Origin of the sequence: Aggregatibacter actinomycetemcomitans (assembly GCF_003130205.1) — a bacterium.
GTDB classification, from domain to species: domain Bacteria; phylum Pseudomonadota; class Gammaproteobacteria; order Enterobacterales; family Pasteurellaceae; genus Aggregatibacter; species Aggregatibacter actinomycetemcomitans_A.
The window spans coordinates 25,134-50,434 of record NZ_NRDF01000009.1; the positions used below are offsets into that span (position 1 = coordinate 25,134).

At 45.0% G+C, this 25,301-nt stretch carries 25 protein-coding genes and 3 tRNA genes; 15 read left to right on the top strand and 13 right to left on the bottom strand.

Annotated features, from left to right (window positions below):
- The first annotated feature begins 2 nt into the window (after window positions 1–2).
- The 4 genes from rep to DK423_RS07570 all read left to right on the top strand — a co-directional run bounded on the left by rep (window position 3) and on the right by DK423_RS07570 (window position 2,462).
- Entirely contained in the window at window positions 3–2,018 is a 2,016-nt protein-coding gene (gene rep, locus DK423_RS07555) for a DNA helicase Rep (protein WP_005557774.1), read from the top strand.
- Between the two features lie 125 nt (window positions 2,019–2,143).
- Window positions 2,144–2,237: transfer RNA gene (locus tag DK423_RS07560), tRNA-Ser, on the top strand.
- A gap of 17 nt (window positions 2,238–2,254) precedes the next feature.
- Window positions 2,255–2,331, top strand: a tRNA-Arg gene (locus DK423_RS07565).
- A gap of 54 nt (window positions 2,332–2,385) precedes the next feature.
- Window positions 2,386–2,462: transfer RNA gene (locus DK423_RS07570), tRNA-Arg, on the top strand.
- 71 nt (window positions 2,463–2,533) lie between these two features.
- On the opposite strand, the gene DK423_RS07575 is transcribed toward DK423_RS07570, so the two are convergent.
- The gene (locus tag DK423_RS07575) at window positions 2,534–2,914 is read right to left on the bottom strand and encodes a PRD domain-containing protein (RefSeq protein WP_005557776.1); all 381 of its coding nucleotides are present in this window, start codon (window positions 2,912–2,914) and stop codon (window positions 2,534–2,536) included.
- A 127-nt stretch (window positions 2,915–3,041) separates the two neighbouring features.
- On the opposite strand from DK423_RS07575, the gene DK423_RS07580 reads away from it, so the two are divergent.
- From DK423_RS07580 to DK423_RS11180, 5 genes are all read left to right on the top strand, one after another.
- Entirely contained in the window at window positions 3,042–3,644 is a 603-nt protein-coding gene (locus DK423_RS07580; protein ID WP_005559736.1) for a beta-phosphoglucomutase family hydrolase, read from the top strand.
- Complete coding sequence (locus DK423_RS07585) at window positions 3,644–4,249, top strand: sugar O-acetyltransferase (RefSeq protein ID WP_005557780.1); 606 nt, start codon at window positions 3,644–3,646, stop codon at window positions 4,247–4,249. Before DK423_RS07580 ends, DK423_RS07585 begins: the two co-directional genes overlap by 1 nt.
- A gap of 2 nt (window positions 4,250–4,251) precedes the next feature.
- Complete coding sequence (locus DK423_RS07590) at window positions 4,252–4,737, top strand: YqaA family protein (RefSeq protein ID WP_061886980.1); 486 nt, start codon at window positions 4,252–4,254, stop codon at window positions 4,735–4,737.
- 212 nt (window positions 4,738–4,949) lie between these two features.
- Window positions 4,950–5,456, top strand: a complete 507-nt coding sequence (gene luxS / locus DK423_RS07595) for an S-ribosylhomocysteine lyase (RefSeq protein WP_005548120.1) — start codon at window positions 4,950–4,952, stop codon at window positions 5,454–5,456.
- 169 nt (window positions 5,457–5,625) lie between these two features.
- Entirely contained in the window at window positions 5,626–5,778 is a 153-nt protein-coding gene (locus tag DK423_RS11180) for a hypothetical protein (protein ID WP_005557785.1), read from the top strand.
- On the opposite strand, the gene rluA is transcribed toward DK423_RS11180, so the two are convergent.
- Window positions 5,775–6,434 (bottom strand): bifunctional tRNA pseudouridine(32) synthase/23S rRNA pseudouridine(746) synthase RluA, encoded by a 660-nt coding sequence (gene rluA / locus DK423_RS07600; protein ID WP_005557787.1) that lies wholly within the window; start codon window positions 6,432–6,434, stop codon window positions 5,775–5,777. The genes DK423_RS11180 and rluA overlap by 4 nt on opposite strands.
- Window positions 6,435–6,813: 379 nt before the next feature.
- Between rluA and pnuC the strand changes: the two genes are divergently transcribed.
- Complete coding sequence (gene pnuC / locus DK423_RS07605) at window positions 6,814–7,503, top strand: nicotinamide riboside transporter PnuC (protein ID WP_109043938.1); 690 nt, start codon at window positions 6,814–6,816, stop codon at window positions 7,501–7,503.
- Between the two features lie 87 nt (window positions 7,504–7,590).
- Here the strand turns inward: pnuC and DK423_RS07610 are convergent, their stop codons facing one another.
- Window positions 7,591–8,292: a tRNA1(Val) (adenine(37)-N6)-methyltransferase gene (locus DK423_RS07610; protein WP_032996711.1), complete on the bottom strand. Its 702-nt coding sequence runs from the start codon at window positions 8,290–8,292 to the stop codon at window positions 7,591–7,593.
- A gap of 89 nt (window positions 8,293–8,381) precedes the next feature.
- Between DK423_RS07610 and srmB the strand changes: the two genes are divergently transcribed.
- From srmB to DK423_RS07630, 4 genes are all read left to right on the top strand, one after another.
- Window positions 8,382–9,713: an ATP-dependent RNA helicase SrmB gene (gene srmB / locus DK423_RS07615; RefSeq protein ID WP_109043939.1), complete on the top strand. Its 1,332-nt coding sequence runs from the start codon at window positions 8,382–8,384 to the stop codon at window positions 9,711–9,713.
- A 25-nt stretch (window positions 9,714–9,738) separates the two neighbouring features.
- A complete protein-coding gene (locus DK423_RS07620) occupies window positions 9,739–9,909 on the top strand; it encodes a catalase-related domain-containing protein (protein ID WP_005557796.1) in 171 nt (56 codons plus the stop codon).
- Window positions 9,910–10,108: 199 nt separating this feature from the next.
- Window positions 10,109–11,410 carry an ATP-binding protein gene (locus DK423_RS07625; protein WP_005557799.1) on the top strand — a complete coding sequence of 434 codons (1,302 nt, stop codon included), beginning with the start codon at window positions 10,109–10,111 and terminating at the stop codon, window positions 11,408–11,410.
- A gap of 6 nt (window positions 11,411–11,416) precedes the next feature.
- Window positions 11,417–11,968, top strand: a complete 552-nt coding sequence (locus tag DK423_RS07630; RefSeq protein ID WP_032996713.1) for a hypothetical protein — start codon at window positions 11,417–11,419, stop codon at window positions 11,966–11,968.
- Window positions 11,969–12,083: 115 nt separating this feature from the next.
- Here DK423_RS07630 and pdxH read toward each other — a convergent pair whose 3' ends face one another.
- Window positions 12,084–12,716, bottom strand: coding sequence for a pyridoxamine 5'-phosphate oxidase (gene pdxH, locus DK423_RS07635; RefSeq protein WP_005557804.1), 633 nt, complete (start codon window positions 12,714–12,716; stop codon window positions 12,084–12,086).
- A 170-nt stretch (window positions 12,717–12,886) separates the two neighbouring features.
- Here pdxH and uhpC point away from each other — a divergent pair, with 170 nt between their 5' ends.
- Entirely contained in the window at window positions 12,887–14,212 is a 1,326-nt protein-coding gene (uhpC, locus tag DK423_RS07640) for an MFS transporter family glucose-6-phosphate receptor UhpC (protein ID WP_005557805.1), read from the top strand.
- Window positions 14,213–14,331: 119 nt separating this feature from the next.
- Here uhpC and DK423_RS07645 read toward each other — a convergent pair whose 3' ends face one another.
- The 9 genes from DK423_RS07645 to yciA all read right to left on the bottom strand — a co-directional run bounded on the left by DK423_RS07645 (window position 14,332) and on the right by yciA (window position 25,300).
- The gene (locus tag DK423_RS07645; RefSeq protein ID WP_005575916.1) at window positions 14,332–14,625 is read right to left on the bottom strand and encodes a hypothetical protein; all 294 of its coding nucleotides are present in this window, start codon (window positions 14,623–14,625) and stop codon (window positions 14,332–14,334) included.
- 2 nt (window positions 14,626–14,627) lie between these two features.
- Window positions 14,628–15,863, bottom strand: coding sequence for a poly-beta-1,6-N-acetyl-D-glucosamine synthase (gene pgaC, locus DK423_RS07650; protein WP_005557809.1), 1,236 nt, complete (start codon window positions 15,861–15,863; stop codon window positions 14,628–14,630).
- A gap of 8 nt (window positions 15,864–15,871) precedes the next feature.
- On the bottom strand, window positions 15,872–17,782 hold the full coding sequence (gene pgaB, locus DK423_RS07655; protein ID WP_005557811.1) for a poly-beta-1,6-N-acetyl-D-glucosamine N-deacetylase PgaB: 1,911 nt from the start codon (window positions 17,780–17,782) through the stop codon (window positions 15,872–15,874).
- 15 nt (window positions 17,783–17,797) lie between these two features.
- Window positions 17,798–20,185 (bottom strand): poly-beta-1,6 N-acetyl-D-glucosamine export porin PgaA, encoded by a 2,388-nt coding sequence (gene pgaA / locus DK423_RS07660; RefSeq protein ID WP_005557814.1) that lies wholly within the window; start codon window positions 20,183–20,185, stop codon window positions 17,798–17,800.
- Between the two features lie 302 nt (window positions 20,186–20,487).
- Window positions 20,488–21,207, bottom strand: a complete 720-nt coding sequence (deoD, locus tag DK423_RS07665; protein ID WP_005557816.1) for a purine-nucleoside phosphorylase — start codon at window positions 21,205–21,207, stop codon at window positions 20,488–20,490.
- A 127-nt stretch (window positions 21,208–21,334) separates the two neighbouring features.
- Window positions 21,335–22,585, bottom strand: a complete 1,251-nt coding sequence (locus tag DK423_RS07670; RefSeq protein ID WP_109043940.1) for a NupC/NupG family nucleoside CNT transporter — start codon at window positions 22,583–22,585, stop codon at window positions 21,335–21,337.
- Between the two features lie 289 nt (window positions 22,586–22,874).
- Window positions 22,875–24,050: a Cof-type HAD-IIB family hydrolase gene (locus DK423_RS07675; protein WP_005557819.1), complete on the bottom strand. Its 1,176-nt coding sequence runs from the start codon at window positions 24,048–24,050 to the stop codon at window positions 22,875–22,877.
- A gap of 480 nt (window positions 24,051–24,530) precedes the next feature.
- Window positions 24,531–24,827 carry a YciI family protein gene (locus DK423_RS07680; RefSeq protein WP_109043941.1) on the bottom strand — a complete coding sequence of 99 codons (297 nt, stop codon included), beginning with the start codon at window positions 24,825–24,827 and terminating at the stop codon, window positions 24,531–24,533.
- A 2-nt stretch (window positions 24,828–24,829) separates the two neighbouring features.
- Complete coding sequence (yciA, locus tag DK423_RS07685) at window positions 24,830–25,300, bottom strand: acyl-CoA thioester hydrolase YciA (protein ID WP_005577840.1); 471 nt, start codon at window positions 25,298–25,300, stop codon at window positions 24,830–24,832.
- Window position 25,301: the final 1 nt, after the last annotated feature.

Genomic DNA, 25,301 nt, shown 5'->3' on the forward strand with positions numbered 1-25,301 from the left:
ATATGAAACTCAATCCGCAACAACAACAAGCCGTGGAATATGTCTCCGGCCCCTGCCTGGTTTTGGCGGGCGCCGGTTCCGGCAAAACCCGCGTGATCATCAACAAAATCGCCCATTTAATTGATAAATGCGGTTATCTTCCAAAGCAAATCGCCGCCGTCACCTTCACCAACAAAGCCGCCCGCGAAATGAAAGAACGTGTGGCGCAATCCATCGGCAAAGCACAATCCAAAGGGCTGATTGTATCCACCTTCCACACCTTAGGTTTCGACATTATTAAGCGCGAATACAAGCACTTAGGCTTTAAAGCCAATATGACGCTGTTTGACGAACACGACCAAATGGCGCTGTTAAAAGAGCTCACCGCCGATGTGTTGCAGGAAGACAAAGACCTATTACGCGAGCTGATTAACCGTATTTCCAACTGGAAGAACGATTTATGCAGCCCGCAACAGGCATTGGGGTTGGCGCGAGATAACAAAGAGCAGACTTTCGCCCATTGTTACGATCGCTACAACAAACAACTGCGCGCTTACAACGCCTTGGATTTTGACGATTTGATTATGTTGCCGACCCTGCTGTTCAAACAGAACGCCGAAGTGCGGTCGAAATGGCAGGAGAAAATTCGCTATCTGCTGGTGGACGAATACCAAGACACCAATACCAGCCAATATGAACTGATTAAACTGTTGGTAGGCGATCGCGCCCGTTTTACCGTGGTGGGCGATGACGATCAATCCATTTATTCCTGGCGGGGCGCGCGCCCGCAGAATATGGTGCGACTGCGCGATGATTTCCCCGCATTACGGGTGATTAAACTGGAACAAAACTACCGTTCCAGCCAACGGATTTTGCATTGCGCCAATATTCTCATTGATAACAATGAGCACGTTTTCGATAAAAAACTGTTTTCCAATTTGGGAGAAGGGGAAAAATTACAAATTATCGAAGCGAAAAACGAAGAACATGAGGCGGAGCGCGTGGTGGGAGAGCTGATTGCCCATCGGTTTATCGGCAAAACCCATTATCGCGATTATGCGATTTTGTATCGCGGCAACCATCAATCACGCCTGTTGGAAAAAATCCTCATGCAAAACCGTATTCCGTACAAAATTTCCGGCGGCACCTCGTTTTTCTCCCGCGCGGAGATTAAAGACATGATGGCGTATTTGCGTTTGGTGGTGAATCAGGACGACGACGCGGCGTTCTTACGTATCGTCAACACGCCAAAGCGGGAAATCGGCACGACAACGCTGGAAAAACTGGGTTCCTTAGCACAGGAAAAACACATCAGTTTGTTTGAAGCGATTTTTGATTTTGAGCTGATTCAACGGGTTACGCCGAAAGCGTATGACGCATTACAGAAATTCGCCCGTTGGATTGTGGAACTAAACGACGAAATACAGCGTTTCGAACCCGAACGGGCGGTGCGTTCCATGCTTTCCTCGTTGCATTATGAAGAATATTTGTACGAATATGCCACCAGCCCGAAAGCGGCGGAAATGCAAAGTAAAAACGTGGCGACGCTGTTCGACTGGGTGGCGGGTATGTTGAAAGGGGACGAATTTAACGAGCCCATGAACCTTAATCAAATCGTTACCCGCTTAACCTTACGGGATATGCTGGAGCGCGGCGAAGAGGAAGACGATGGCGACCAGGTGCAACTGATGACGCTACACGCCTCCAAAGGGCTGGAATTTCCTCATGTGTTTTTAATCGGCATGGAAGAAGGCATTTTGCCGCACCAAACCAGTATTGACGAAGACAATGTGGAAGAAGAGCGCCGTTTGGCGTATGTGGGCATTACCCGTGCGCAACAGAATCTGTGGTTTTCCTTGTGTAAGGAACGACGTCAGTTCGGCGAGTTAATCCGCCCCGAACCAAGTCGCTTTTTGTTGGAACTGCCGGAAAACGATTTGCAATGGGAGCGGGATAAACCGCCGTTAAGTGCCGAGCAACAACAGGCAAAAACGCAAAGCCATATTGCCAATTTACGGGCGATTTTACGCGGAAAATAAAGGATAAAAACCCCGCTAGGATTTGTTGAGAAATCGCTCAACCAAGTTGATTTCAGGCACTTTTCGGAAAAAATAATTTGACTTATTGTCATAAACCCGTATCATACCGCCCACAAATTGGTTGTGGTGAGATGGCCGAGCAGGCTGAAGGCGCTCCCCTGCTAAGGGAGTATGGGGTCAAAAACTCCATCGAGGGTTCGAATCCCTCTCTCACCGCCATTTGTTTAATTTGTCTCGCACCCGTAGCTCAGCTGGATAGAGTACTCGGCTACGAACCGAGCGGTCAGAGGTTCGAATCCTCTCGGGTGCGCCATTTTAAGTCGACTCTATGGTTTAAAATGGTTTGAGCGAGTTAAACATTCACTACGCACCCGTAGCTCAGCTGGATAGAGTACTCGGCTACGAACCGAGCGGTCAAAGGTTCGAATCCTTTCGGGTGCGCCATTTCACATTCCAACAATTTCTCATTTATCTTACTCAAACGCCAAGAAGTGCGGTGGTTTTTCCATGCGTTTTTAACTTACCCGCGCCAGCACATGCGGCTGATCCAATACCAAACCATATACGTTCGCCAGGAAATACGTCTGCTCTTCTTCCGGAATATCCAACGAAATCAGTTCCAACACATTTTGGTGAATCTGCAAAACTTGCGGAAAAACCACCGCACTTTTCATTTCCAACAGCAATTCCGCATACAACGGCGAAACGCAATGTCCGCGTTTAATGCGCCCCAACGCGCTGGCAATATGCACCAACATCATTTTCACCTGTTCCGTTTCCACGTCCACCTGCCATTGGCGTTGCAAATGCCGGCGCACATTGAGTACGGTCTCGACGATATGATCGTCAATGAGCTCCCGCGTTTGAAAAAACCACAGCTGTTGTTGAATATCCATTTACCTGCTCTCACCTAAAACGGGCTAAGTATAACCGCATCCGCCGAAATTAAACGATGCACGGATCACAAATTTATTGCACAATAGCCACCTTACTTGTTGTAACTAAGACAATCCGGAAGGCAATATGTTAGATAATGATGTAATAAACCAATATGACGGTTTAATTTTTGACATGGATGGCACGGTTATCGACACCATGCCAAGTCACGCCAAGGCGTGGGAAATGGTGGGTCAACATTTTGGCTATCCGTTTGACGGCAATTTATTATATGAACTAGGCGGTGCGCCGGTAAAAACCATTGCGCTGGAGATGATGAAGCGCCATGCCATGCCGTTAGAAAGATTGGATGACGTCATTCATTTGAAACGCGAATACGGTAAACAACTGATTATGCAACACGCCACGCTATTGCCCGCCGCCAATGTCGTGCGTTCTTTTTATAGCAAAAAACCTTTGGCGTTAGGCACGGGTTCCCACCGCGCCATGACGGAAATCCTGTTGGATAAATTTGATTTTGAAAAATACTTTTCCGCCATCGTCACCGCCGAGGATATTCAACATCATAAACCTGCGCCGGATACGTTTTTACGTTGCGCCGAATTGATTAAGGTGAAACCGCAGCGTTGTTTGGTGTTTGAAGACGGTGATTTGGGCATTCAAGCGGGATTAAGTGCCGGGATGGATGTATTTGATGTGCGCGTAAATAAATTATTGAGAGAAAACTGATGGTGAGCGAAAAAGAGAAAATGCTGCGTGGTCTCGCCCATCAGCCTTACACCGATGAGCTGGTAGCAATGCGCTTGCGTGCCAAAGAGTTGCTGTACCAATTCAATATTCTGACCCGCCCTAGCGATAAAGCGGAAAAAGTGCGGTTGATTTTGGCGTTGTTTGGCAAAGCCGACGCGACAACGCATGTCAATGCGCCCTTTTATTGTGACTACGGCAGCAATATTAAGGTGGGAAAAAACTTTTTTGCCAATTATCACTGCACCATTTTAGATAACGCGCCGGTGACCATCGGCGACGATGTGATGTTTGCGCCCAATGTGAGTTTATATACGGTGGGACACCCGCTCGATCCCGAATTGCGCCTCGCCGGCTGGGAGCAGGCGCTTCCGATTACCATCGGCAATAATGTGTGGCTTGGCGGCAATGTTGTGGTTCTGGGCGGTGTGACAATTGGTGATAATGTGGTAATTGCTGCGGGTTCCGTAGTCACTAAAGATATTCCTGCAAACACCGTCGCCGTGGGGTCTCCTTGTCGGGTAGTGCGACAAGTGAATGTGGCAGATCGTGAAAATTATCTGCGTACCTACCGGCCGCAAATCTAACGATGTTAGACCTCTTCAGCTGGGATTGGTGGCAATCCTTATTCGGCGAACACCGGCTTTGGATCATGTTCGCCAGCGCCTTTCTCAGTTCCACCGTGCTGCCCGGCAATTCGGAAATTATTTTTCTTACCATCGCCGCACCGCTTTTATGGTCAGGCTCTCATTATTTTTCCATCGACATTCAAAGTCTGTTATGGGTTGCGGTTATCGGTAATACACTTGGAAGTCTGACCACTTATGTTTTAGGGCGTTGGTTGCCTGCTTTCAATAAACCGCCGCAGAATGCCGAACTGGCTTGGGCATTGGAAAAAACACAACGTTACGGCAGTTTGATGTTATTTTTCAGCTGGTTGCCAATCATCGGAGATGTATTTTGTGCGGTGGCGGGTTGGTTGCGGTTGAACTGGTTGGCGTGCCTGGTTTTTATCGCGCTGGGCAAAATAGTGCGGTATGTTTTTTTGTTGTTTTTAGGTGTGGCTTTTCTGTAAAGCCTGTGATTTTCCTGTAAAATACATAAAAAAATGCCTCTCACGAAGAGAGGCAAATAACCTAAGGAACCAATTTTATTAAAACAACTGCAAGTTGCTCGTAATTTATGACAATAGTATAACGGAAAAAGTTCGCAAGAATTTACAAAAACTTATAAATAATTTACGAACGCTTAATTTTTAATCAAAAAAGCTAAAATTGAGGAAAAAATATGCCATTACTTGATAGTTTTAAAGTGGATCACACCCGAATGAAGGCGCCTGCCGTACGTATTGCGAAGATCATGCGCACTCCAAAAGGAGACAATATCACCGTTTTTGATCTTCGTTTCACGATACCTAACAAAGAAAACTTGCCACCGAAAGGTATTCACACCCTTGAACATTTATTTGCCGGTTTTATGCGCGATCACTTAAATGGCAAGGATGTGGAAATTATCGATATTTCCCCGATGGGCTGTCGCACCGGTTTTTATATGTCCTTAATCGGCACGCCAAATGAAACCCAAATCGCACAGGCGTGGGCAGCTTCGATGCAGGATATTCTGAATGTAAAGAAACAAAGCGAAATCCCTGAACTAAATGAGTACCAATGCGGCACTTACACCGAGCATTCTTTGGAAGAAGCACATCAAATCGCACAAAATGTGTTGGATCGCGGTATCGGCGTAAATAAAAATGAAGATTTAACCTTAGACGAAAGCTTATTAAAACAATAAGGAGACGTTTATGACCACCATCGATACATAACCTGAAAGCATTCGTCATTTTTTAGTGGCAGAAGGATTCGGATTGCCTGTTCTAATCGCCAACTTCATCAGCCTGTCCCCTTCCGGCCCGCCATCATGGAAGGCAAATCTCAAAAGATCGGAATGATAAGGACAATAATTGAAAAAGAAAAATATTTGGCAATACAATAAAGACAACCAAAGCAATGAACCCGTTTCATTGCTTTTTATCGCCTCGGAACAGAAAAGTGCGGTCGGAATTTTAGGTGTTTCACATCGAAAAAACACAGGAAAAATCCACCGCACTTTTTAAAACCCGACCGGTGTGGTGAATTCCATGGTTTCGCCGGTGATGGGGTGTTGGATTTGCAGGCTTTCGGCGTGTAGACATAAGCGTGACGAGAGGACTTTAGCTTGCAGGTGGGCGTAGAATTTATCGCCCAAAATCGGGTGTCCGAGCGCCAGCATATGCAAACGTAATTGATGGGAACGGCCGGTGATGGGCGTGAGTTTTACGCGGGTGGTGTTGTTTGGATAACGCTGCAAAACATCGTAAAAAGTGACCGCTCTTTTGCCCCGCTCGAAGCAAATTTTCTGACGCGGGCGGTTTTCCCAGTCGCAAATGAGCGGTAATTCCACCACGCCCTGATCTTGTTCCAAATGCCCCCAAACCAGCGCCTGATAATATTTTTTCGGTTTGCGTTCGCGAAATTGACGTTTTAATTCGCGATCCGCCGCTTTGCTCAAGGCGAACAGCAAAATGCCGCTGGTTGCCATGTCCAGCCGGTGTGCCGGTTCGCAAAAACCGTATTTTTCCTTCACCCGCGACATGGCGCTGTCGTAGTATTGCGGCTGATTGCCCGGAACCGAAAGCAAGCCGCTTGGTTTATTCACCACGGCGATGTAATCATCGCGATACACCAAATCCAGCCAAGGTTCCTGCGGTGGATTATATTCAATCAGAGCCATATTTATTCCTTATTGGTGACGATTATCACGGGCAATCGAATTGCCGAGTAGCCTGTTGTAACAGCAGCAAAGCCTGCTACGTTACACTTGCAGGGTGCTGATTTTTTCGGCCGAATATTGTTTTATACCGCCAGAAAACCGGTTGTCGATGTTCAATCAGGATAAACCCAAGCGCAACAGTCGTGATGTTCTCTCTGTTCATAAAAAGGCGCTATTTTAGCGGTGTTATCAAGAAAAATAAACGTTCCACGGATATTTTGTAACTACACGAATTGATCTGAATTTTGTGATCCGCCCCACAAAAACGTAGCACATCCTTTACATTCTAAAAAATACTTTCTAAGATGACCGCACTTTGTACGTCATAAGCGAGGTTATTATGAACCCGGAGCAACTCCTACACAAAGCCAAACAGGAACTCTTTTCCGGCTGGAAACCCTTTGAGGTTTTCTGGTTATTACTTTTCATCGCGGCGCAAATTATTGCATTTGTATTGGATCCGCAATCGCTTCTCGCCATGATTTCCGGCACTGCCGGCGTGATTTGCGTGGTGTTTGTCAGTAAAGGAAAAATTAGTAACTATTTATTCGGTCTTATCTTTGCTTACACTTATTTCTATGTCGCGTGGAAGGCGAATTTCATCGGCGAAATGAACACCGTGTTATACGTTTACCTTCCGGCGCAATTTATCGGCTATTTCACGTGGAAAGCCCATATGCAACAAGAAAAAAGCGGTAACGAAAGCGTGATTGCCAAATCGCTGACATTACAGGGCTGGATTATGCTCGCCGCTACTGTTAGTGTCGGCACGCTATTATTCGTGCAGGCCCTCAAAGCCGCAGGCGGGAGTTCTACCGGCTTAGACGGCTTAACCACCATCATTACCGTCGCCGCGCAGTTATTGATGATTTTGCGTTACCGCGAACAATGGCTGTTGTGGATTTTGCTGAACATTATCTCCATTGTGTTGTGGGCAGAAACACCGGCAATATACCTCATGTACAGCGCCTATTTGCTTAACTCTTTGTATGGTTATTATAACTGGACGAAGTTGGCAAAACAGAGCTGATGAGGTAAATTCACCGAAAAAAATGACCGCACTTTTGCAGCTTCACGTTTGCAGATCACAAAAGTGCGGTCGTCTTTTTCAGCGTTTTCAAAACTTCATATAAAATGCCCGCGTCAACGTCACAAAATCATCGTGATAGCGATTATGCTTATCATAAATGATCAGTCGGCTATGTTGCAGAGGCTGTGGTTGCATAGCGAAGGTCAACAACACCCGTTGCGGCGCTTTGCCTTGTTTGGTCGTCACATCGCAGCGCTCAACGCAGTAAAGTGCGGTGGTTTTTAGTAGCGTTTCGCCCGCCTCCAAAGGCAACACAAAACTGATTTTCCCTTTCGGCGCCAAGCAAGAAGCGGCGGTTTCCAACCAATGCAAATGGCTTTGAGACGCCAAATAACGGGCGATGTTGCGTTCCTCATTACGGCAATCCACGCCCGTTTGAAAATAAGGCGGATTGGCGACAATCAAGTCAAAAGCGTGCTTGCTTTGCGCGCAGAATGTATCTATATCCTGTTGATACACCTGAATTTTATCTTTCCATGGCGATGCCGATACGTTTTCCTGCGCCTGTTGAGCGGCGGCAGGATCGATTTCCACGGCACAAATTCGACTTTCCGCCGAACTCCGCTGCGCCAACATCAAGGCAATTAACCCGCTGCCTAAATCCAGAATCTGTTTTGCCTGCGCCACATCCGCCCACGCGCCTAATAAAATGCCGTCCGTGCCCACTTTCATGGCGCAGCGATCATGATTCACACGAAATTGCTTAAATTGAAATCCCATATTGCTCATCAAAAAACATCGCTAAAAACAACCGCACTTTAACAGCAAAGTGCGGTATAATTCGGCGCAATTTTAATGCTAATGAACGACAAATACCAATGACAAACCTCATCCAATTTGCAGATTTTGATCTCGCACCCGAATTACTCAACGCCCTTCAGAAAAAAGGTTATCAACGCCCCACCGCGATCCAGCAGGAAACCATTCCGGCGGCGATGGAAGGCGGTGATGTATTGGGTTCCGCGCCCACCGGCACCGGTAAAACGGCGGCATTTTTGTTGCCGGCAATTCAGCATTTGCTGGATTACCCGCGTCGTAAACCGGGTGCGCCGCGCGTGTTAGTGTTAACGCCGACCCGCGAACTTGCCATGCAGGTAGCGGAGCAGGCGAAGGAACTTGCCTGCTTCACCAAACTCAGCATCGCAACCATTACAGGCGGTGTGGCGTATCAAAATCACGGGGGAATTTTCAATAAAAATCAAGACATTGTGGTTGCCACGCCGGGACGGTTGTTGCAATACATTAAAGAAGAAAATTTTGATTGCCGCGCGGTGGAGATTCTGATTTTCGATGAAGCGGACAGAATGTTGCAAATGGGGTTCGGGCAGGATGCGGAAAAAATTGCGGCGGAAACCCGCTGGCGCAAGCAAACCTTATTGTTCTCCGCAACCCTTGAAGGCGACCTGCTGGAAGATTTTGCCGCACGCACCTTAAACGAGCCGATGAAAATTGAGGCGGAACCGAGTCGTCGCGAACGCAAGAAGATTCAGCAGTGGTATTATCACGCCGACAGCCATGAACATAAATTCAAATTGCTGGCGCGCTTCATTGGACAGGAACAGGTGAGTAAAGGTATTGTATTCGTGCGCCGCCGTGAAGAGGTGCGGGAACTGGCGGAAAATCTGCGTAAACGCGGCATTCGCAGCGCCTATCTGGAAGGCGAAATGGCACAAACCCAGCGCAATAATGCCATCGACAAACTGAAAAACAGCGTGGTAACGGTGCTGGTTTCCACAGATGTCTCCGCACGCGGCATTGACATTGATGATGTCAGCCACATTATGAATTTCGATTTGCCGTACAGCGCCGACACGTATTTGCACCGTATCGGGCGTACTGCACGCGCAGGAAAAAAAGGCACGGCGGTATCTTTTGTGGAAGCTCACGATTACCGCCTGCTCGGCAAAATCAAACGTTATACCGGCGAGCTCTTAAAGGCTCGCGTGATTGAGGGCTTAGAGCCGCGCACCAAAGCACCGAAAGACGGTGAAATCAAAACCGTCAGCAAGAAACAAAAAGCGAAGAAACTCGAAAAACGTGAAGCGCAGAAAAAAGCGGATAAGAAGGTCAAACAGCGCCATCAGGATCGTAAAAACATTGGTAAGCGCCGCAAACCGAGCGTGTCAACCCCACCGAAAACTGTTAAATAATCATGTTAGCCGCAATGGCATTAAGTTGCAGGGACGCCTGTCCTATTATCAAAATGCACAACACTACCGCCTCGCCGGCAACTTCGCCATCAGCCTGGCAGACGTCACCGACGCGGCGGTGGTGGAACGCCAATTGACACACCTTGAACAAGCCAACACGGAATTAGCAAACGCCATTAGCGCAAAACTCGCTTGATACAAATTTGACTTGAGAACTGACCGCACTTTAGCCTCAAAAGTGCGGTTATTTTTTTAGGTGAATTTCACTTTCCTTAGAAAAAATGTGAAAAGTTACATTTTTTCCTTGTAAAAAGTGTTTTGATGTGACATTTTTTCCTTGGAAAAAATGTAAAGCCTGCGCTAGAATAGCGAAAAATCCAATGAGGGAATAAACGATGAAACGCTATATCTTAGACTTATTACAAAAGTGGAAAACCAAACCCAATCGTAAACCCTTAATTATTCAAGGCGCTCGACAAGTGGGCAAAACATGGGCGATGAAACATTTTGGCGAACAGGCTTTTGAACACGTCGCCTACATTAACTTCGATAATAATCCGCGCATGAAAACCCTATTCGCAGGCGACTACAACATCGAGCGTTTAATCCTCGGGTTAAAAATCGAAAGCGGCGTGGATATTCAAGCGGACAATACGCTGATCATTTTTGATGAAATCCAAGAAGTGCCGCAAGCCCTTTCCTCCCTCAAATATTTTTATGAAAACGCACCGCACTTTTACATTGTCGCCGCCGGTTCGTTGCTTGGCGTTTCGCTCCATCATCAAGCCTCTTTTCCGGTGGGAAAAGTGGATTTTCAGCCTATTTATCCCATGGATTCTCGCGAATTTTTACTTGCCATGGGCAAACAGGATCTCGTGCAATTACTGGAACTGCAGGATTGGGCGTTAATTAGCGCAATGAAATCGGAGTACATTGATTTACTGCGCCAATATTATTTTGTGGGCGGTATGCCGGAAGCGGTCAAAACCTTTGCGGAAACACAGAATTTAAACGAAGTTCGGCAAATCCAACGCAATTTGCTGATGGCATACGAACAGGATTTTTCCAAACACATTAGCGACGGGCAAACGGTGCAACGGGTGCGCGCATTGTGGAACAGCATTCCGGAACAGCTGGCAAAAGAAAACAAAAAATTCGTCTATTCCCAGCTGCAAAAAGGGGCTCGCAGTAAAGATTATGAAAGCGCCCTGCGATGGCTGAAAGACAGCGGTTTAGTCCACGTCGTGCCACGCATTAAAAAACCGCATTTACCGCTGAGCGCCTATCAAGACAACGCCTTTAAATTATTCAGCCTTGATGTGGGCTTGCTCGGCGCACAAAGCTATTTAGACCCGACAGTGCTTTTGGAAGGCAACCGCCTATTCACCGAATTCAAAGGCGCACTGACCGAACAATACGTTCTGCAACAGCTCTTAGTGTTGCAAGACAATCCCGTTTTCTACTGGGCAACGGAAAAAGGCACGGCAGAAGTGGACTTTGTGCTGCAACAAGGACAAAACATCACCCCAATTGAAGTGAAAGCGGAAGAAAATTTGAAAGCAAAGAGTTTAAAAGTCTATGTGGATCAATTTCAACCCAAACGTGCTTTACGGTTTTCAATGGCGGATTATAAGGAACAGGATTGGGTGGTGAATGTGCCGTTGTATGGGGTTATCAGTTCTAATATGGGAGAATAATGGGTTATGGATAAAACATGGTTAGATTTTTTAACAGCAATAGGTTCTATTGCTACTCCACTTCTAGTTTTATTACTTACCGCAGTTGGATGGAAAGTTAGACAATCAATTGAGCACAAAACAAAACTTGAAGAAAAGCTAAGAGATGAACGCATAGAAATTTATCACCAAATACTTGAGCCTTATATAATCATGTTAATGACTGATGCTGCCTGGAAATCAGATCCTAAAAATAAAGGAAAAGATAAATTTATTATAGGAACTACTAAATTACTTTCCTTAGAATATAGAAAGGTGTCATTTAGGCTATCTTTAATTGGCTCTGATGAAGTAGTTAAAGCGTTTAATAACTTATACCAATATTTCTATAACACAACTGATAATTCTGAATCGACCGAACAATCAAATTTAACCGATAAAGCGAAAGAAATGATGTCACTTATTGGATTATTGCTACTAGAAATACGGAAAAGTATGGGCAATGAAACAACTGAGTTAAATCAGTGGGATATGCTAGAGTGGTTTATAACGGATGCTAGAAAAATGAAAGAAAAATAAAGCTACTCAACCCTCACCTAGCTAGCACAAACCTCTTCCGCCCGTGCCTACCTAAAAAACAACTTAAAATCCCACCGCACTTTTCCCAAAAGTGCGGTGTTTTTTTCCGGCGTTTTTACGGTGACAATCTCACATTCTTCCATTCTCCGTTTTCCGGCAAATAACAAATGCGGTCGTGGAGGCGGCTGGGTCTGCCTTGCCAGAATTCGATGCGGTCGGGGGTGACGAGGTAGCCGCCCCAGTGTTGTGGGCGGGGGACGTTGAGGGGGTGTTGGGCGGCGATGAGGGCGGCTTTGGCGAGTAAAGATTTGTAGCCGGAAATGACCGCACTTTGTTCGCTTGCCCAGGCGCCGATGCGGCTGGTATAAGGGCGGCTGGCGAAATAGGCGTCCGATTGTTCGGCGGGGATTTTTTCCGCTTTGCCTTCGATGCGTACGGAGCGTTCCAGTTCCGGCCAGAAGAAGGTTAAGGCGACGTAGGGTTGTTGTTCGATGGCTCGGCCTTTGCGGCTGTGGTAGTTGGTGAAAAACACAAAACCCTGCGCATTCACTTCTTTTAGTAACACCATGCGGCTGCTCGGTCGCCCGTTTTCGTTGACGGTGGCGAGGTTCATGGCGGTGGGTTCGTTCACTTGTGCGTTGATGGCGTCATCCAGCCAGTGTTCAAATTGCGTGATGGGATTAGAGTGGCATTCCCGTTGCGATAGCACTTTTTTGCGGTATTCTTCGCGAATATTATGTAAGTCCATTGCCTCTCCTTTTTATTTGCTGTTAGCGTGTTCTCACTATAACAAAATCCGTCGCCTCGGGAGTAAAGGATTTTGTTATCTGTGACAAATGTCACTTTTTGAACATTTGTTTTGTACTATACTGGTCAATATGGGTTTTGTTATTTAAATCACACAATAAGGAGAGAGCGATGGGTATTTTTAGTGTCCAGCCGGATTTGCCGGTGACCAAAAGCAAGGAAGAAATTGACAAGACTTACCGTTATTGGCGCATGCACCTGATGATTACCAGCTACATCGGCTATGCTGTATTTTATTTTACGCGGAAAAGTTTTAATTTTGTGATGCCGGCGATGTTAACGGATTTGGGCTTGCAAAAAACGGATATTGGGATCATGGGCACTGCGTTTTACTTGACCTACGGCGTGTCAAAATTTTTGTCCGGTGTGTTAGGTGACCGTTCAAACCCGCGCTATTTTATGGGCATCGGGTTGATGATGACCGGAGTGGTGAACATTTTCTTCGGCTTGAGTTCCTCAGTGTTTATGTTTATTACCCTTTGGATGATTAATGCGTTTTTCCAAGGCTGGGGCTGGCCGCCTTGTTCTAAAATTTTGAACACTTGGTATTCGCGCAATGAACGCGGATTGTGGTGGGCAATTTGGAACACTTCACATAACCTCGGCGGTGCGTTGATTCCGTTGCTTGCCGGTGCGGTGACGCTCTATTGGGGCTGGCGCTATGGCATGATTATACCGGGGATTATTGCCTGTGTCGTCGGTTTTGCCATATGTTTCTTGTTGCGTGACCGCCCGACCTCCATGGGTTTACCGACCGTAGGGGAATGGCGCAATGATGTGGCGGAAAAAGAACATGAAAGCGAAGGTGTGGGTTTATCCGACTGGGAAATTTTAAAAACCTACGTGTTCAAAAACACGATTATTTGGGCGCTCGCGTTCTCTTGGTGTTTCGTTTATATGGTTCGTACCGGGATTAACGACTGGGGCAATTTATATTTAACGGAAACCCATGGCTACGACTTGTTAAAAGCCAACTCGGCGGTGTCCTTCTTTGAAATCGGCGGTTTCTTGGGGGCGTTATTTGCCGGTTGGGGATCTGATAAATTCTTCCACGGCAACCGTACCCAAATGAACATTATTTATGTGTTGGGCATTATTGCCGTGTCTCTCGCGCTATGGTTTATTCCGAGTGATAATTATTTCGTAATGAGCGCCTTGTTCTTCTTAATAGGCTTCTTTATTTTCGGACCGCAATTCCTCATCGCCATGGCGGCAGCGGAAAACTCCCACAAATATGCTTCCGGTTCTGCCACCGGCTTTGTGAGCTTATTTGCATACATCGGTGCCGCTGCTGCCGGTGTACCGTTGGCGTGGATTATTAAATCCTTACACTGGAATGGCTTCTTCGGCAGCCTGTTTATTGTATCCTTGGGCTGCGCGTTATTACTGGTGTTGGTGTATTTCTTACAACGCCGTAAAAATGAAATGAAAGCATAAGACACAAAAAGTGCGGTTGAAAAAACATTTGGATTTTCCACCGCACTTTTTTATGTTGCTTTACAAGTTAAATGTGTTTATAGCGTTAAACCATCTTTATCAAACTAAGAAATCGTTTCTTATTTTCTCTTTTTTCTCCTTCTTCCTGCCGAAATAATCGACCAAAAGAATGTAATGATAACAAGGATAATTGCTACACTAAACATGATTACAATCACGTCGTGAAAGAAAAATTGTTCCAGCACAGGCTGAGTAAAGATCCCTTTGGCATATTTGATGATAAACGCGATACTGTAAATCCATAATCCCCAAGTGAGGAGATCCAAGATAAAGTTTTTCACTAACATTTTGAAAGATAAACGATCACTTTTATCAATCACCATGAGTTTTTGCAATTCATCTGACGACGACATCGTTATACTCCTCTATCCGGGCTGGTCCATACGGCAAATTTTGATTTGTTTCGGAAAATCGCCTTAGGGATACCAACCAATAACGTCACGGTATTTAATAGCCAATAGACATAAGGATACCAAATACAAGATAAACCATAACGTAGTAAGTTGCGTTCATATCGTGAATCAATATACAAACTTAACAGACACTGTAAAAAGAAAGCGAAGAACATAATGGAAATGTTAGTTTCAAACAGCCCCATATTTTCAATACTGATGTCAAATATATATTTTTGAATTAAGGCAATAACAGCAAGTAACACCCAAAGAAATGCCCAAATAACGGTAGCAAAATACTCAATATACATTGGCCACAAGCGACGATTCCGCCAATGCCATACTTTCGGAAAGTACTTCATGATGGTTTCCGCACCGCCTTGCGCCCAACGCAAACGCTGTTTATAAAGCCCTTTTATGCTTTCCGGCATAAGCACCCAGCAGAGTGCGCGTGGTTCGTACATGATGTTGTAACCGGCAATTTGAATTTTCCAGCTAATATCAATGTCTTCGGTGATCATGTTGGTACTCCATCCACCGATTTCTTCCATGACATCTTTACGGAATAAACAACACACGCCGGAAACGGTAAAAATCGTGCCCATTAGACCTTGTGCCCGTTTAATTAAGCCGATAATAGAACTGAACTCGGATACCTGTAAACGCCCCAAAATAGTACTACGGTTACGTACACGCGGATTACCTGTGGTAGCAGCATATTTCGGATCTTGCTCCAAGGCTTGAACCATGTAGTCCAATGCGTAGTAATCCAATACCGCATCACCGTCAATACAGGCAACGTATTTTCCTTTGGCAACCGTTAAACCATGATTCAATGCACTGGCTTTGCCTTGATTTTCTTGGTGCAATGCAGTGATTCGAGGTTCTTTCGCCGCCCAGCGATCAATGACTTCAGCGGTATTATCCTTACTGCCATCATTAATAAAAATGAGTTCGTAATTCGGGTATCTCAGCTGAAGCAAGTGCGGTATGGATTCATCAAGATTATTGCCCTCGTTATAACAAGGCACCATGAGGCTAATCATAGGTACTTGCTCACCCGGTAAATAACGGGAAATCGGTTCGTTTAATTTGCCTTCCTTAAATAAATAGTAACAGGTACCTGCCATGAACCAGTAAATCGCCATACCGGCAGGATAGACAAAGACGAAAATACTTAATATTTCGAATACACTCATACCAATCCCTATGGTTTGCCTGCTTGAGTATTTAGAGACATATAACGTCTCATTTTTTGCATATTCGGCTGATCCGCAACAAAATTGTCCGGATAGTAGCCGTAGCTATAGATACCGTTGCGCTGCAACAATTCAATCCAGCTAATTAATTCCGTTTCAGGAATTGGCTGTTTGGTTTTCCAATTCACCGACTGGAATTCAAATAACACTTTATTTAACGGTGCCTGTGCTTTGACCTGCTGAATCAGGGCGTCAAACCATTTTTCTGCTTGTTTGGCGGAAATTACCTGATCATGTTCCATGTAAGGCATCGCCATAATTGCCGTGGTGTCGTAATGCTTGGTTAAGGTAGCCAGGTTTTGGGCAAACCATTCTTCCGCTTTCGGATTGGTAATCACCGACGCATGCAAGCTACGCACGGTTTTTAGGGCGGGCGTACTACTTAGAAAATAAGGTTTCAGCGCATTCGTCAGCTCATCAGTCACGCTAATTAAATCCAACGTTTTTTGTTTTGCAGCGGCACTCACGCCTTCGCTATGGCTTTTCACGCCTTCAAAATCCGTTAAAAACGCATCATCGTGGAATAAAATTCCGTCAAATTTTGCATAGAAGGACAAGTCATTATAAATAGACTTAATCATCTCCACATTCTTTCGGTCATACGGCGAAAGGCGTAAGTATTTATCTTTCGCCGGTTGGTTTGTGCGGTGATCCACCACATAGGTTGCCTCTTTAACATAATTGCGCAAGTCAAACGCCAATACCGGCATCCACGCATATACCTTCACGTTGGCACGGGTTCTGAGCTGCCAGGCAATTTGACTGAAAATATCATCCCGCACCGGTAAGTAACGATTCGGGAAATACAAGGCATCGGCAACGCCATCGCCGTCCGGATCGGAAAACGCTTTCAGATAAACCGTGGTAATACCATAACGATACATACGCTCAATTAATTTATCAAAATTCTTGGCCTGTTGTTTTTTATCGGCGTTATAAAGAGAGTCGAGATCAATATGGACTATGCGCATCAATTTACTTTCATCATCCACGCCATCAAGGAAATTTTTAATGGTAGAGAAACCGGTTTCCGTATCAATCAATAAACGACCGACGTATTTATCGCCAATTTTATTAATAATTTTCTGCCCTAAAGCAAAGTGATGCGTCATTCCCGATTGCTTCGCCGCGTCTATGGCAACGTCATTAAACTGCCCGTAAGGCCATACCATAATGCGCGGTTTCTTACCGATTTGACGTTGAATACTTTTTGATGAGCGGGAAAAATCCTGAACTAAACGATTTTTATACTCTGTTTTGCTCTCGTATCGATTATTTTTATATTCCGGTGCCACCACCGCCGGAAGTTGGCTGCCCGCCGGATTAGCGCGTACACCATGGTGTAAATCATCCGTATGGGAGGCGATTTCCACCAAGCCACTTTGTTCCATTTCACGCACTTGATCCCAAGTGACAAAAACGTTACGTGGAAGCTTGATGTTGGCATAAGGAATTAATCGGTTTACCGGGGTATCTAACCAACTGCTCACCGGGGCAAACACGGCGGGATAATTATAGGCTTTTAGAATCGGATAAATCACGTTGTACATGGTGGCATAGCCATCATCAAAAGAAAGCACCACCGCTTTTTCCGGCAAAGTACTTTTGCCGTTTTCCGCATCAATAATCTGTTGCCAGCTTACCACGTTATAACCATTATCTTTTAACCAGTTAAAATGGCTAATTAACAAATTGGTAGAAATGGTTTGCGGGAAATACTGTTTTTCTTCTTTTGCGGCCGTATCATCCACTACTGAGTGATACGCCAGCACGCCGTATCTATCCTGAGCAGATGCTACACCGGTGATAAACACAAATGAAACGACAATAATTTGGAATAATTTTTGTAAAATTTTCATAATAGCTACCGAGTACTAATAATAAAGTGAGAAAGAGAGGTTACCAAAGTTATTAAATTCGGGATTACCGTCATAAATATTCTTTTTACGTCCGATTTCATATAAAAAGCCATATTGTTTACCAATACGCCATTCATGCCCGTAACTCACTGACCAGGTTTTACTACGCTGTTGTGTCTGCTGTTTATAAGCACCAAAGTTGCCTTTCAAGTGATGGGTCAGAATCAGCGCATAATCAAACGGTTGGTAATAACTCAAATCACCGCCCACTTCGTAACTGACTGCTTTTATCGGGTTGTAATAATCCGCCGATTGAACGGTTTTGTTTCGCGTATAATCCACGCGGAAATTGTTGGTTAGCGCCCAACGATCATACTTAAAGGTTTTTGTATTCAGCCATACATTAGCATCACGTCTTAAATTACTGTCAGTAAAGCGGGAAAAATAAACACCACCGCCCAATTGGAACAGATCAGAATAGGTGTAAACCACCGATGCGCCGCCACCTTTGGTATAAACATTTTGCGCAGCTGCTCTTGACGGAACATCGGTGCCGTTAATATGTCCACGCAAATTAAATGCCCAACGCTGATTTAACTCATAACTTAAATCGGATGCCACATAACCGCGTTTGCTGAGTTTAATGCCTTTGCCGGCTTCGATACGCACATTAAGCGGATAGAAATTCAGTTCGGTACCCGCACCAATAAATTGTGCATTGAGTGAATTGCCATCCACCGGTACGCGGCTTTCCGTATAGCGCACATAAAGATCGTGCCCCTCTGCGGTTTTTGGCGTGTAAATCGCGTAATCTTGAGTGGATTCATTATGTTGTTTGGTCGGTGCAGAAGTGCGGTGCTGTAGATTAACGCTTCCTACAATACGCCCTTTATGCGCCAATTCATAACGCTCTATCAAGGGTTTGACCGAATCCATTTCTTCAGGGCTCATTTCCTGAATCAAACGTTTCGCCGTTGGTAAATCATTTTGACGTAATGCGATTTCAATTAAGGCATGACGAACATATTTTTGGTCGGATTCAATAAAGAAAACGCCTGCTTTATTCGCCCATTCTTTAGCCTCATCAAAATTGTAACGATTACGTTCCAACTCGGCTTTTTGCAATAGTACCCAACCATCCCCCGGGGTTTTATCCAATGCACGTTCATCAATCATTTTCTGCGCCAAACCTGCATTGCCACGCCATAATGCCAAGCGTGCCAAACCGAAATAACGCTCATCATATGACGGATTCGGAACCCGTGATGTATGAGTATAATCATTTACATAAGGTGAGCTGTTAATCTGTTCTAAATAGTGCTGTGCCAAAGCGAATTCACCTGCGTCACTGGCGGCAGAAAACATTTTTAACAAAAGCTCATCACTTACCGGCGCTTTCTTATCTAAAGCGGGCTGTGCAAAAGATTGATATATTGCCAAGGCTTTATGCGGTGACGCATGTGCCAGTTCATAATCGGCAAAAGCTTCGCGCAAATAAGCCGACGGGGTCGGTAACGCTTTTAAAGTGGCATAATCATCACGAACGGCATCAAATTCATGTAATTGCACACCTAATACAAATCGATCTATTAATGTTTGTTGATAAAGCGGATGGGCCGGATCAATTTTCTGTAAAAGTGCGGTCAATCCTGCGAATGAATTTTTTAAATGCTTTCTATTATTTTTGGCATTTTTTGCTGATGCGATGATTTTATCATGCTCGTACCAAAGCAAATCTTTTTCACTAAACAAATCAGGATATTCCGCTTGTAATTTTTTCTGCAACGGATGAATGTTGTATTTTGAGGCAAGCCGATAAAGATTACCGGCAAGATGGGTATTTTTCGGATTTCTTGACAATTCACGCTGCCAACGCCCCAATTTTGCCATATCGGATTGGGTAAAATCCAATAAATAACTGTTGGCATCCCAATAAGCTGCATTTTCACCAAAACGTTTTTTGTAGTTAGTGAGCGCGTCTTTTGCCACCGTATAATTTTTTAATTCGGTTGCCACCAAGACTTTGCCTAATAACCCATTAGGATTTTGCGGATATTTTTTTGCTAACTCTGAATACAGTTCAAAAGAACGTTGGAATTGTTTTTCATTACGGGCAGCTTTTCCCAGATTTTCCAACTCACTTTCGGAAAATTTCGTCGGTGTGCAGAATTCACATACCTTTAAGGCGTGTACAGATTGATTATTACGCAAATAAAGGGCGATTAAATCATCACGGACTTTGAGATCTTTAGTGCGTTCAAAGAGTTTTTCTAATTGGGGAATAGCTTGTTTTAATTCGCTATCGCCCTGTCTGGAAAAGATAATAATTTTTTCCCGTTCAAGATCAATTGGAGATTGATTGGCGTGTGCAAATGGTATTGTTGAGAGCGAAATTCCACTCATAAATACCATCTTAAATAGATAAGACGGTCGCTTCATTTTTTAGTTTATTCCATGGATTTATTATAAATTGCAGAATGTTGTTTAAAAATTCTACTGATCAGTCAGGAAGACAATAACTTTATAAATTAGTTCAGTCACAATTTACATAAATGATAAAAAAACAGTAGAAAATATAACATTTTTATTACTGATAATTAACATCTTCATAAATAAAATCGTAGCAAATACAAAAACTAAGTCTTTGCTACGAAACATCGAGATTTTTGACCGCACTTTCGCGTTCAAAAAATAATTAAATAAAATTATGCTTCTTTATCGTCAATTAATATGGCTTCTAATGCAATCTTAATCATTTCATTAAAGGTTAATTGACGTTCTTCCGCACTGGTTTGTTCATGAGTGCGGATATGGTCGGAAACGGTGCAGATAGTTAATGCACGGGCGCCGTATTCTGCCGCTACACCATAAATACCCGCCGCTTCCATTTCCACGCCGAGAATGCCATATTTTTCCATCACGTCGAACATTGCCACATCCGGGGTATAGAATAAATCGGCAGAGAATAAATTGCCGACACGTGCCTTCACGCCCAACGCTTTTGCCGCCTGTACAGCTGCCTGAGTTAAACCAAAATCGGCGATAGCAGCGAAATCATTGTCTTTAAAACGGATACGGTTTACTTTGGAATCGGTACAGGCGCCAACGCCGATAACCACATCACGCACTTTAACGTCCATACGTACGGCACCACAGGAACCCACGCGGATGAGTTTTTTTACGCCGTACTCAGTGATCAATTCTTTCGCATAAATGGAGCAAGACGGAATTCCCATACCGTGCGCCATGACGGAAATGCGACGGCCCTTATAAGTGCCTGTGAAGCCCAGCATATTGCGTACATTAGTCACTTCTTTCACATCGTCTAAAAAGGTTTCAGCGATATATTTTGCACGGAGCGGGTCGCCCGGCATTAATACGGCATCGGCAAATGCACCGGCAGGTGCGTTAATATGTGGAGTCATAGTGTTTTCCTTTTATTAGATTACGTTGAACAAAATTCCAAGCAAACGTTTTCGCTGCCTATAAACGACGACACCACGAACGCATCGTGGTGTCGTCATAAAAAACGTCGTTAAATCATACCGCACTTTATAGCACGGCACCACTTAAACCAATAAATAAACCGGCAATGGTTGCGCTCATTAAGTTGGATAATGAACCGGCAACTACGGCTTTTAAACCTAAGCGGGCAACATCACTACGGCGATTTGGTGCCATTCCGCCCAAGCCGCCGATTAAAATCGCGATGGAGCTGAAGTTGGCGAAACCACAAAGGGCAAAGGTGATAATTGCTTTGGTTTTATCGCTTAATACTATTGCCGCATCAGGTTGCAAATATTTAGTGAATTCCAGGTAGCCGACGAATTCATTGACCGCTAATTTCAGACCGATCATCTGACCTGCTACAGCTGATTCATTCCAAGGAATCCCGATTAAATAGGCCAGAGGTTTAAAGATCCATCCTAAAATCACTTGTAAGGTCAAATTCGGTTCGCCAAAAAATCCACCGAAACTGCTTAAAATCCAGTTAATTAAGGCGATAACAGAAACGAAAGCAATCAGCATTGCGCCTACATTCATTGCTAAATGCATGCCATCACGTGCACCGTTTGCCAAGGCCTCAATGGCGTTGGACGGTTTTTCCACATTCGCATCTTCTTTTAATGCGTCATCGGTTTTTTCCGTTTGTGGAAACATGATTTTGGCAAACAATAAACCACCCGGTGCTGCCATGAAGGATGCCGCGATCAAGTAAGTCAACGGCACGCCCATACCTGCATAGCCTGCCATAACGGAACCTGCAATAGACGCCACACCACCGACCATAACTGTGAATAATTCGGATTGCGTCATGCGACCAATGAATGGCTTGACGATTAATGGTGCTTCTGTTTGACCGACGAAAATATTCGCTGCGGCAGACATGGATTCGGCTTTTGAGGTGCCTAATAATTTTTGTAATCCACCACCGATAAGCTTAATAACCCATTGCATGATGCCGATATAGTAAAGGAGTGAAATTAATGCGGAGAAGAAGATAATGACGGGTAGTACTTTCACGGCAAAGATAAAGCCAAAACTTTGGCTCGGATCGGTCAGACCACCGAACACAAAACTAATTCCCTCATTCCCGAACCCGATGATTTTCCCGATAAAATCGGAAGCGGCTTTTAACGCTTCACGTCCCTTATCCACATAAAGCACGAAAGCACCAATAGCGATTTGGATTGCCAGGGCACCGAAAACAGTACGTAAATTTATCGCCTTACGGTTATTAGAGAATAAAACCGCAATCCCTAACAGCACAAAAATACCGATAATGCTAATTAAAATGTCCATAAAAACCTCAAAGTAAATTAAAATTCCGCCTATTTTATTTGTTTCCCATAAAAAATGGGAACGAATTTTATTGGTAGGTTAAGCATCTAACTTCATCGTGGTTAAAATATCCCGGAACCGGCGTGATGTGAAAATTCTCACACTGAATGAAGTAAATGGGTGAGTCATTTTACGAAATGCAACAGGCAAACGCAATTTACGCATGTCCAAGATACGTGATCTCCGTCACAGTTTTTGCTTCAAGTTTTGTCATCGGAACGAAAAGTGCGGTCATTTCCCACGTTAAATTTTACTGACCAAATACCCGATTGAGTACTAAGGCAATGCCGTCTTCGTTATTGTTGGCGGTGACTTCTTTTGCCGCCTGTTTGACGGCGTCGGGGGCATTCCCCATGGCGACGCTTAAACCGGCGTATTGCAACATATCCAAATCGTTGAAATTATCGCCGAAAGCAATGACCTGCTCCGCCGTGGTGCCGAGGTGCTGTTCCATAAATTGAATGGCTTTGGCTTTGGTGGCGGCTGAGTTCATGATTTCCAAATATTCGTTTTTGGAACGGTGAATGCTTAAATGCGGCAATGCCTGTTTCAACACGGGTTCCACCGCTTGGATTTCATCCGTATCGCCCATGATTAAGAGTTTATGCACTTCCGTAAGGTTGTCCGGCATCGGTGCGGCGTTTAAGCCGGTGATGGTGCTTTCCTGTTTAATCCAATCATTGTTGACATCGTTACAGAACCAATCCAACCCGGCGTAGTAACTGATGGAAAGGTGGGCGAAATCCGCCATCAGTTCGTTCAGTTTTTGTAGATCCTGAGGTTCGAGAATCACGCTGTAAAGTGCGGTCAGATTTTTATCTAAAATTAACGCGCCGCTATAACAAATCATGCCGTGCTGTGCACCAAGCTGTTCCGTATAAGGGGTAATGGCGTAAGGCGGACGGGCGGAGACGGGAATAAACGGAATCCCCAGTTTGAGCACGTTTTTGATGGCGTCTTCCGTCTTCGGGGTGATTTTATGTTCGTTGTTGAGCAGCGTGCCGTCGATGTCGCTGAAGACGGCGTTGTATGGCGGGGGGATTTGTTCGTTGTTTTCCGCCAGCGTGGCGTCGGCGAACCTGAGCAGGCGGTGGAGTTCCTTTTTGCCTTTTTCCGATAACACTTTGTTATCATTTAAAATTTGTGTGGCGCGGGCATGAATGAAACGCACATAATCCAAATTCTGCGTTTGCGGAAATTGCTTTTCGGCAAATTGCATCTCGGCGAAATCTTTATTGGCTTGCCCGATGAGCATTTTCTGTCCGATGAGCACGATAAGCGCGACGGCAAGGGCAATCACCGCACCGTAGCCGTTGGTGGGGTAGTACAACACGCCCGCCAGAATAAAAAGTGCGGTCACTAAATTCGATGAATTTTTGATGTAGCCCTCGGCGGGCGGCGCTTTGATGAGGTCTTTGAGTTTCATGCGGAATCCGTTTATTGGTGGCGTTGTTTATGGATAGTGTGCGTCCCGACGCATACTTTTTATTCTAAAATGCAGAAGGCACGCGTCAGGAGACCACAACTGTTCGAAACATTGTAACTATTTTATATAAAAAGAAAAAAACTTGGTTCCCCTCGTTCACGGGGGGAGCCGGGCGAAGCCCTGAGGGGGGCAAAATCTCAATTTTTAAGCATGATCTTGTGAAAACATCAAGATAAACCCCCCCTTCCGCCCTTCGGGCACGTTATTCGCAAGCTCGGAAACTCACTTGCTCACCCCTTTGGGGTCGTTGGCAAAGCCAACGCTCAAAACGCATTGCGTTTTGTCCCCCGTAAACGGAGGAAGGCAAGGTATTTAAAAATATCAATGAATTACGATGTTTCGAACAGCTGTGGTCGGGAGACGCTCGCTATCTGTTAAGTGTTATCCATTAGGAATTATCTACCAAACTGCCGCTATTGATTAAAACACTTTCTTAAACGGTTTAACAATCACTTCGCCATATACGCCGGCTTCTACATAAGGATCCTGTGCTGCCCAGTCTTTTGCGGCTTGCAGGCCGTCAAATCGGGCGATGACGGTAGAGCCTGAAAAACCCGCGTCGCCCGGGTTTTCATCATCAATTGCCGGATTCGGACCGGCGGTGAGTAAACGATTTTCCGCCTGTAATTGGGTTAAGCGCGCGAGATGTTGCTCACGCACGCTCAAACGCTGTGCTAGGGTATTCGGTTTGTCTTGCGCAAAAATAACGTAGTACATGATTATTTCTCCGTTTGATTGGCTTGAATTTGTGCTAAGGCGTTATCCAATTCGTGATTGTTTTCACGGGGAATCGCTCTGGATTTGCCTTCGTTATTCACGGCGACGAAGGTAAATACCGCTTCGGTAACGCAATAACGTTCGCCGATGGGTTCGCTTGCCACTTTTTTCACCCACACTTCCACTTTGATTTTGAGCGAACTGCGACCCACATATAAACAACGTCCATAACAGCACACCACATCTCCGACCGTCACCGGACGGATGAAGTTCATACTTTCTACCGCTACGGTTACCACACGCCCGTGGGCAATTTCTTTGGCGAGAATGGCGCCGCCCATATCCATTTGCGACATAATCCAGCCGCCGAAAATATCGCCGTTGGCGTTGGTGTCGGAAGGCATTGCCAAGGTTCTTAACAATAACGTACCGTGCGGTTGGGCGTTTCTTGGATCAACCGGTTGATGTGCCATA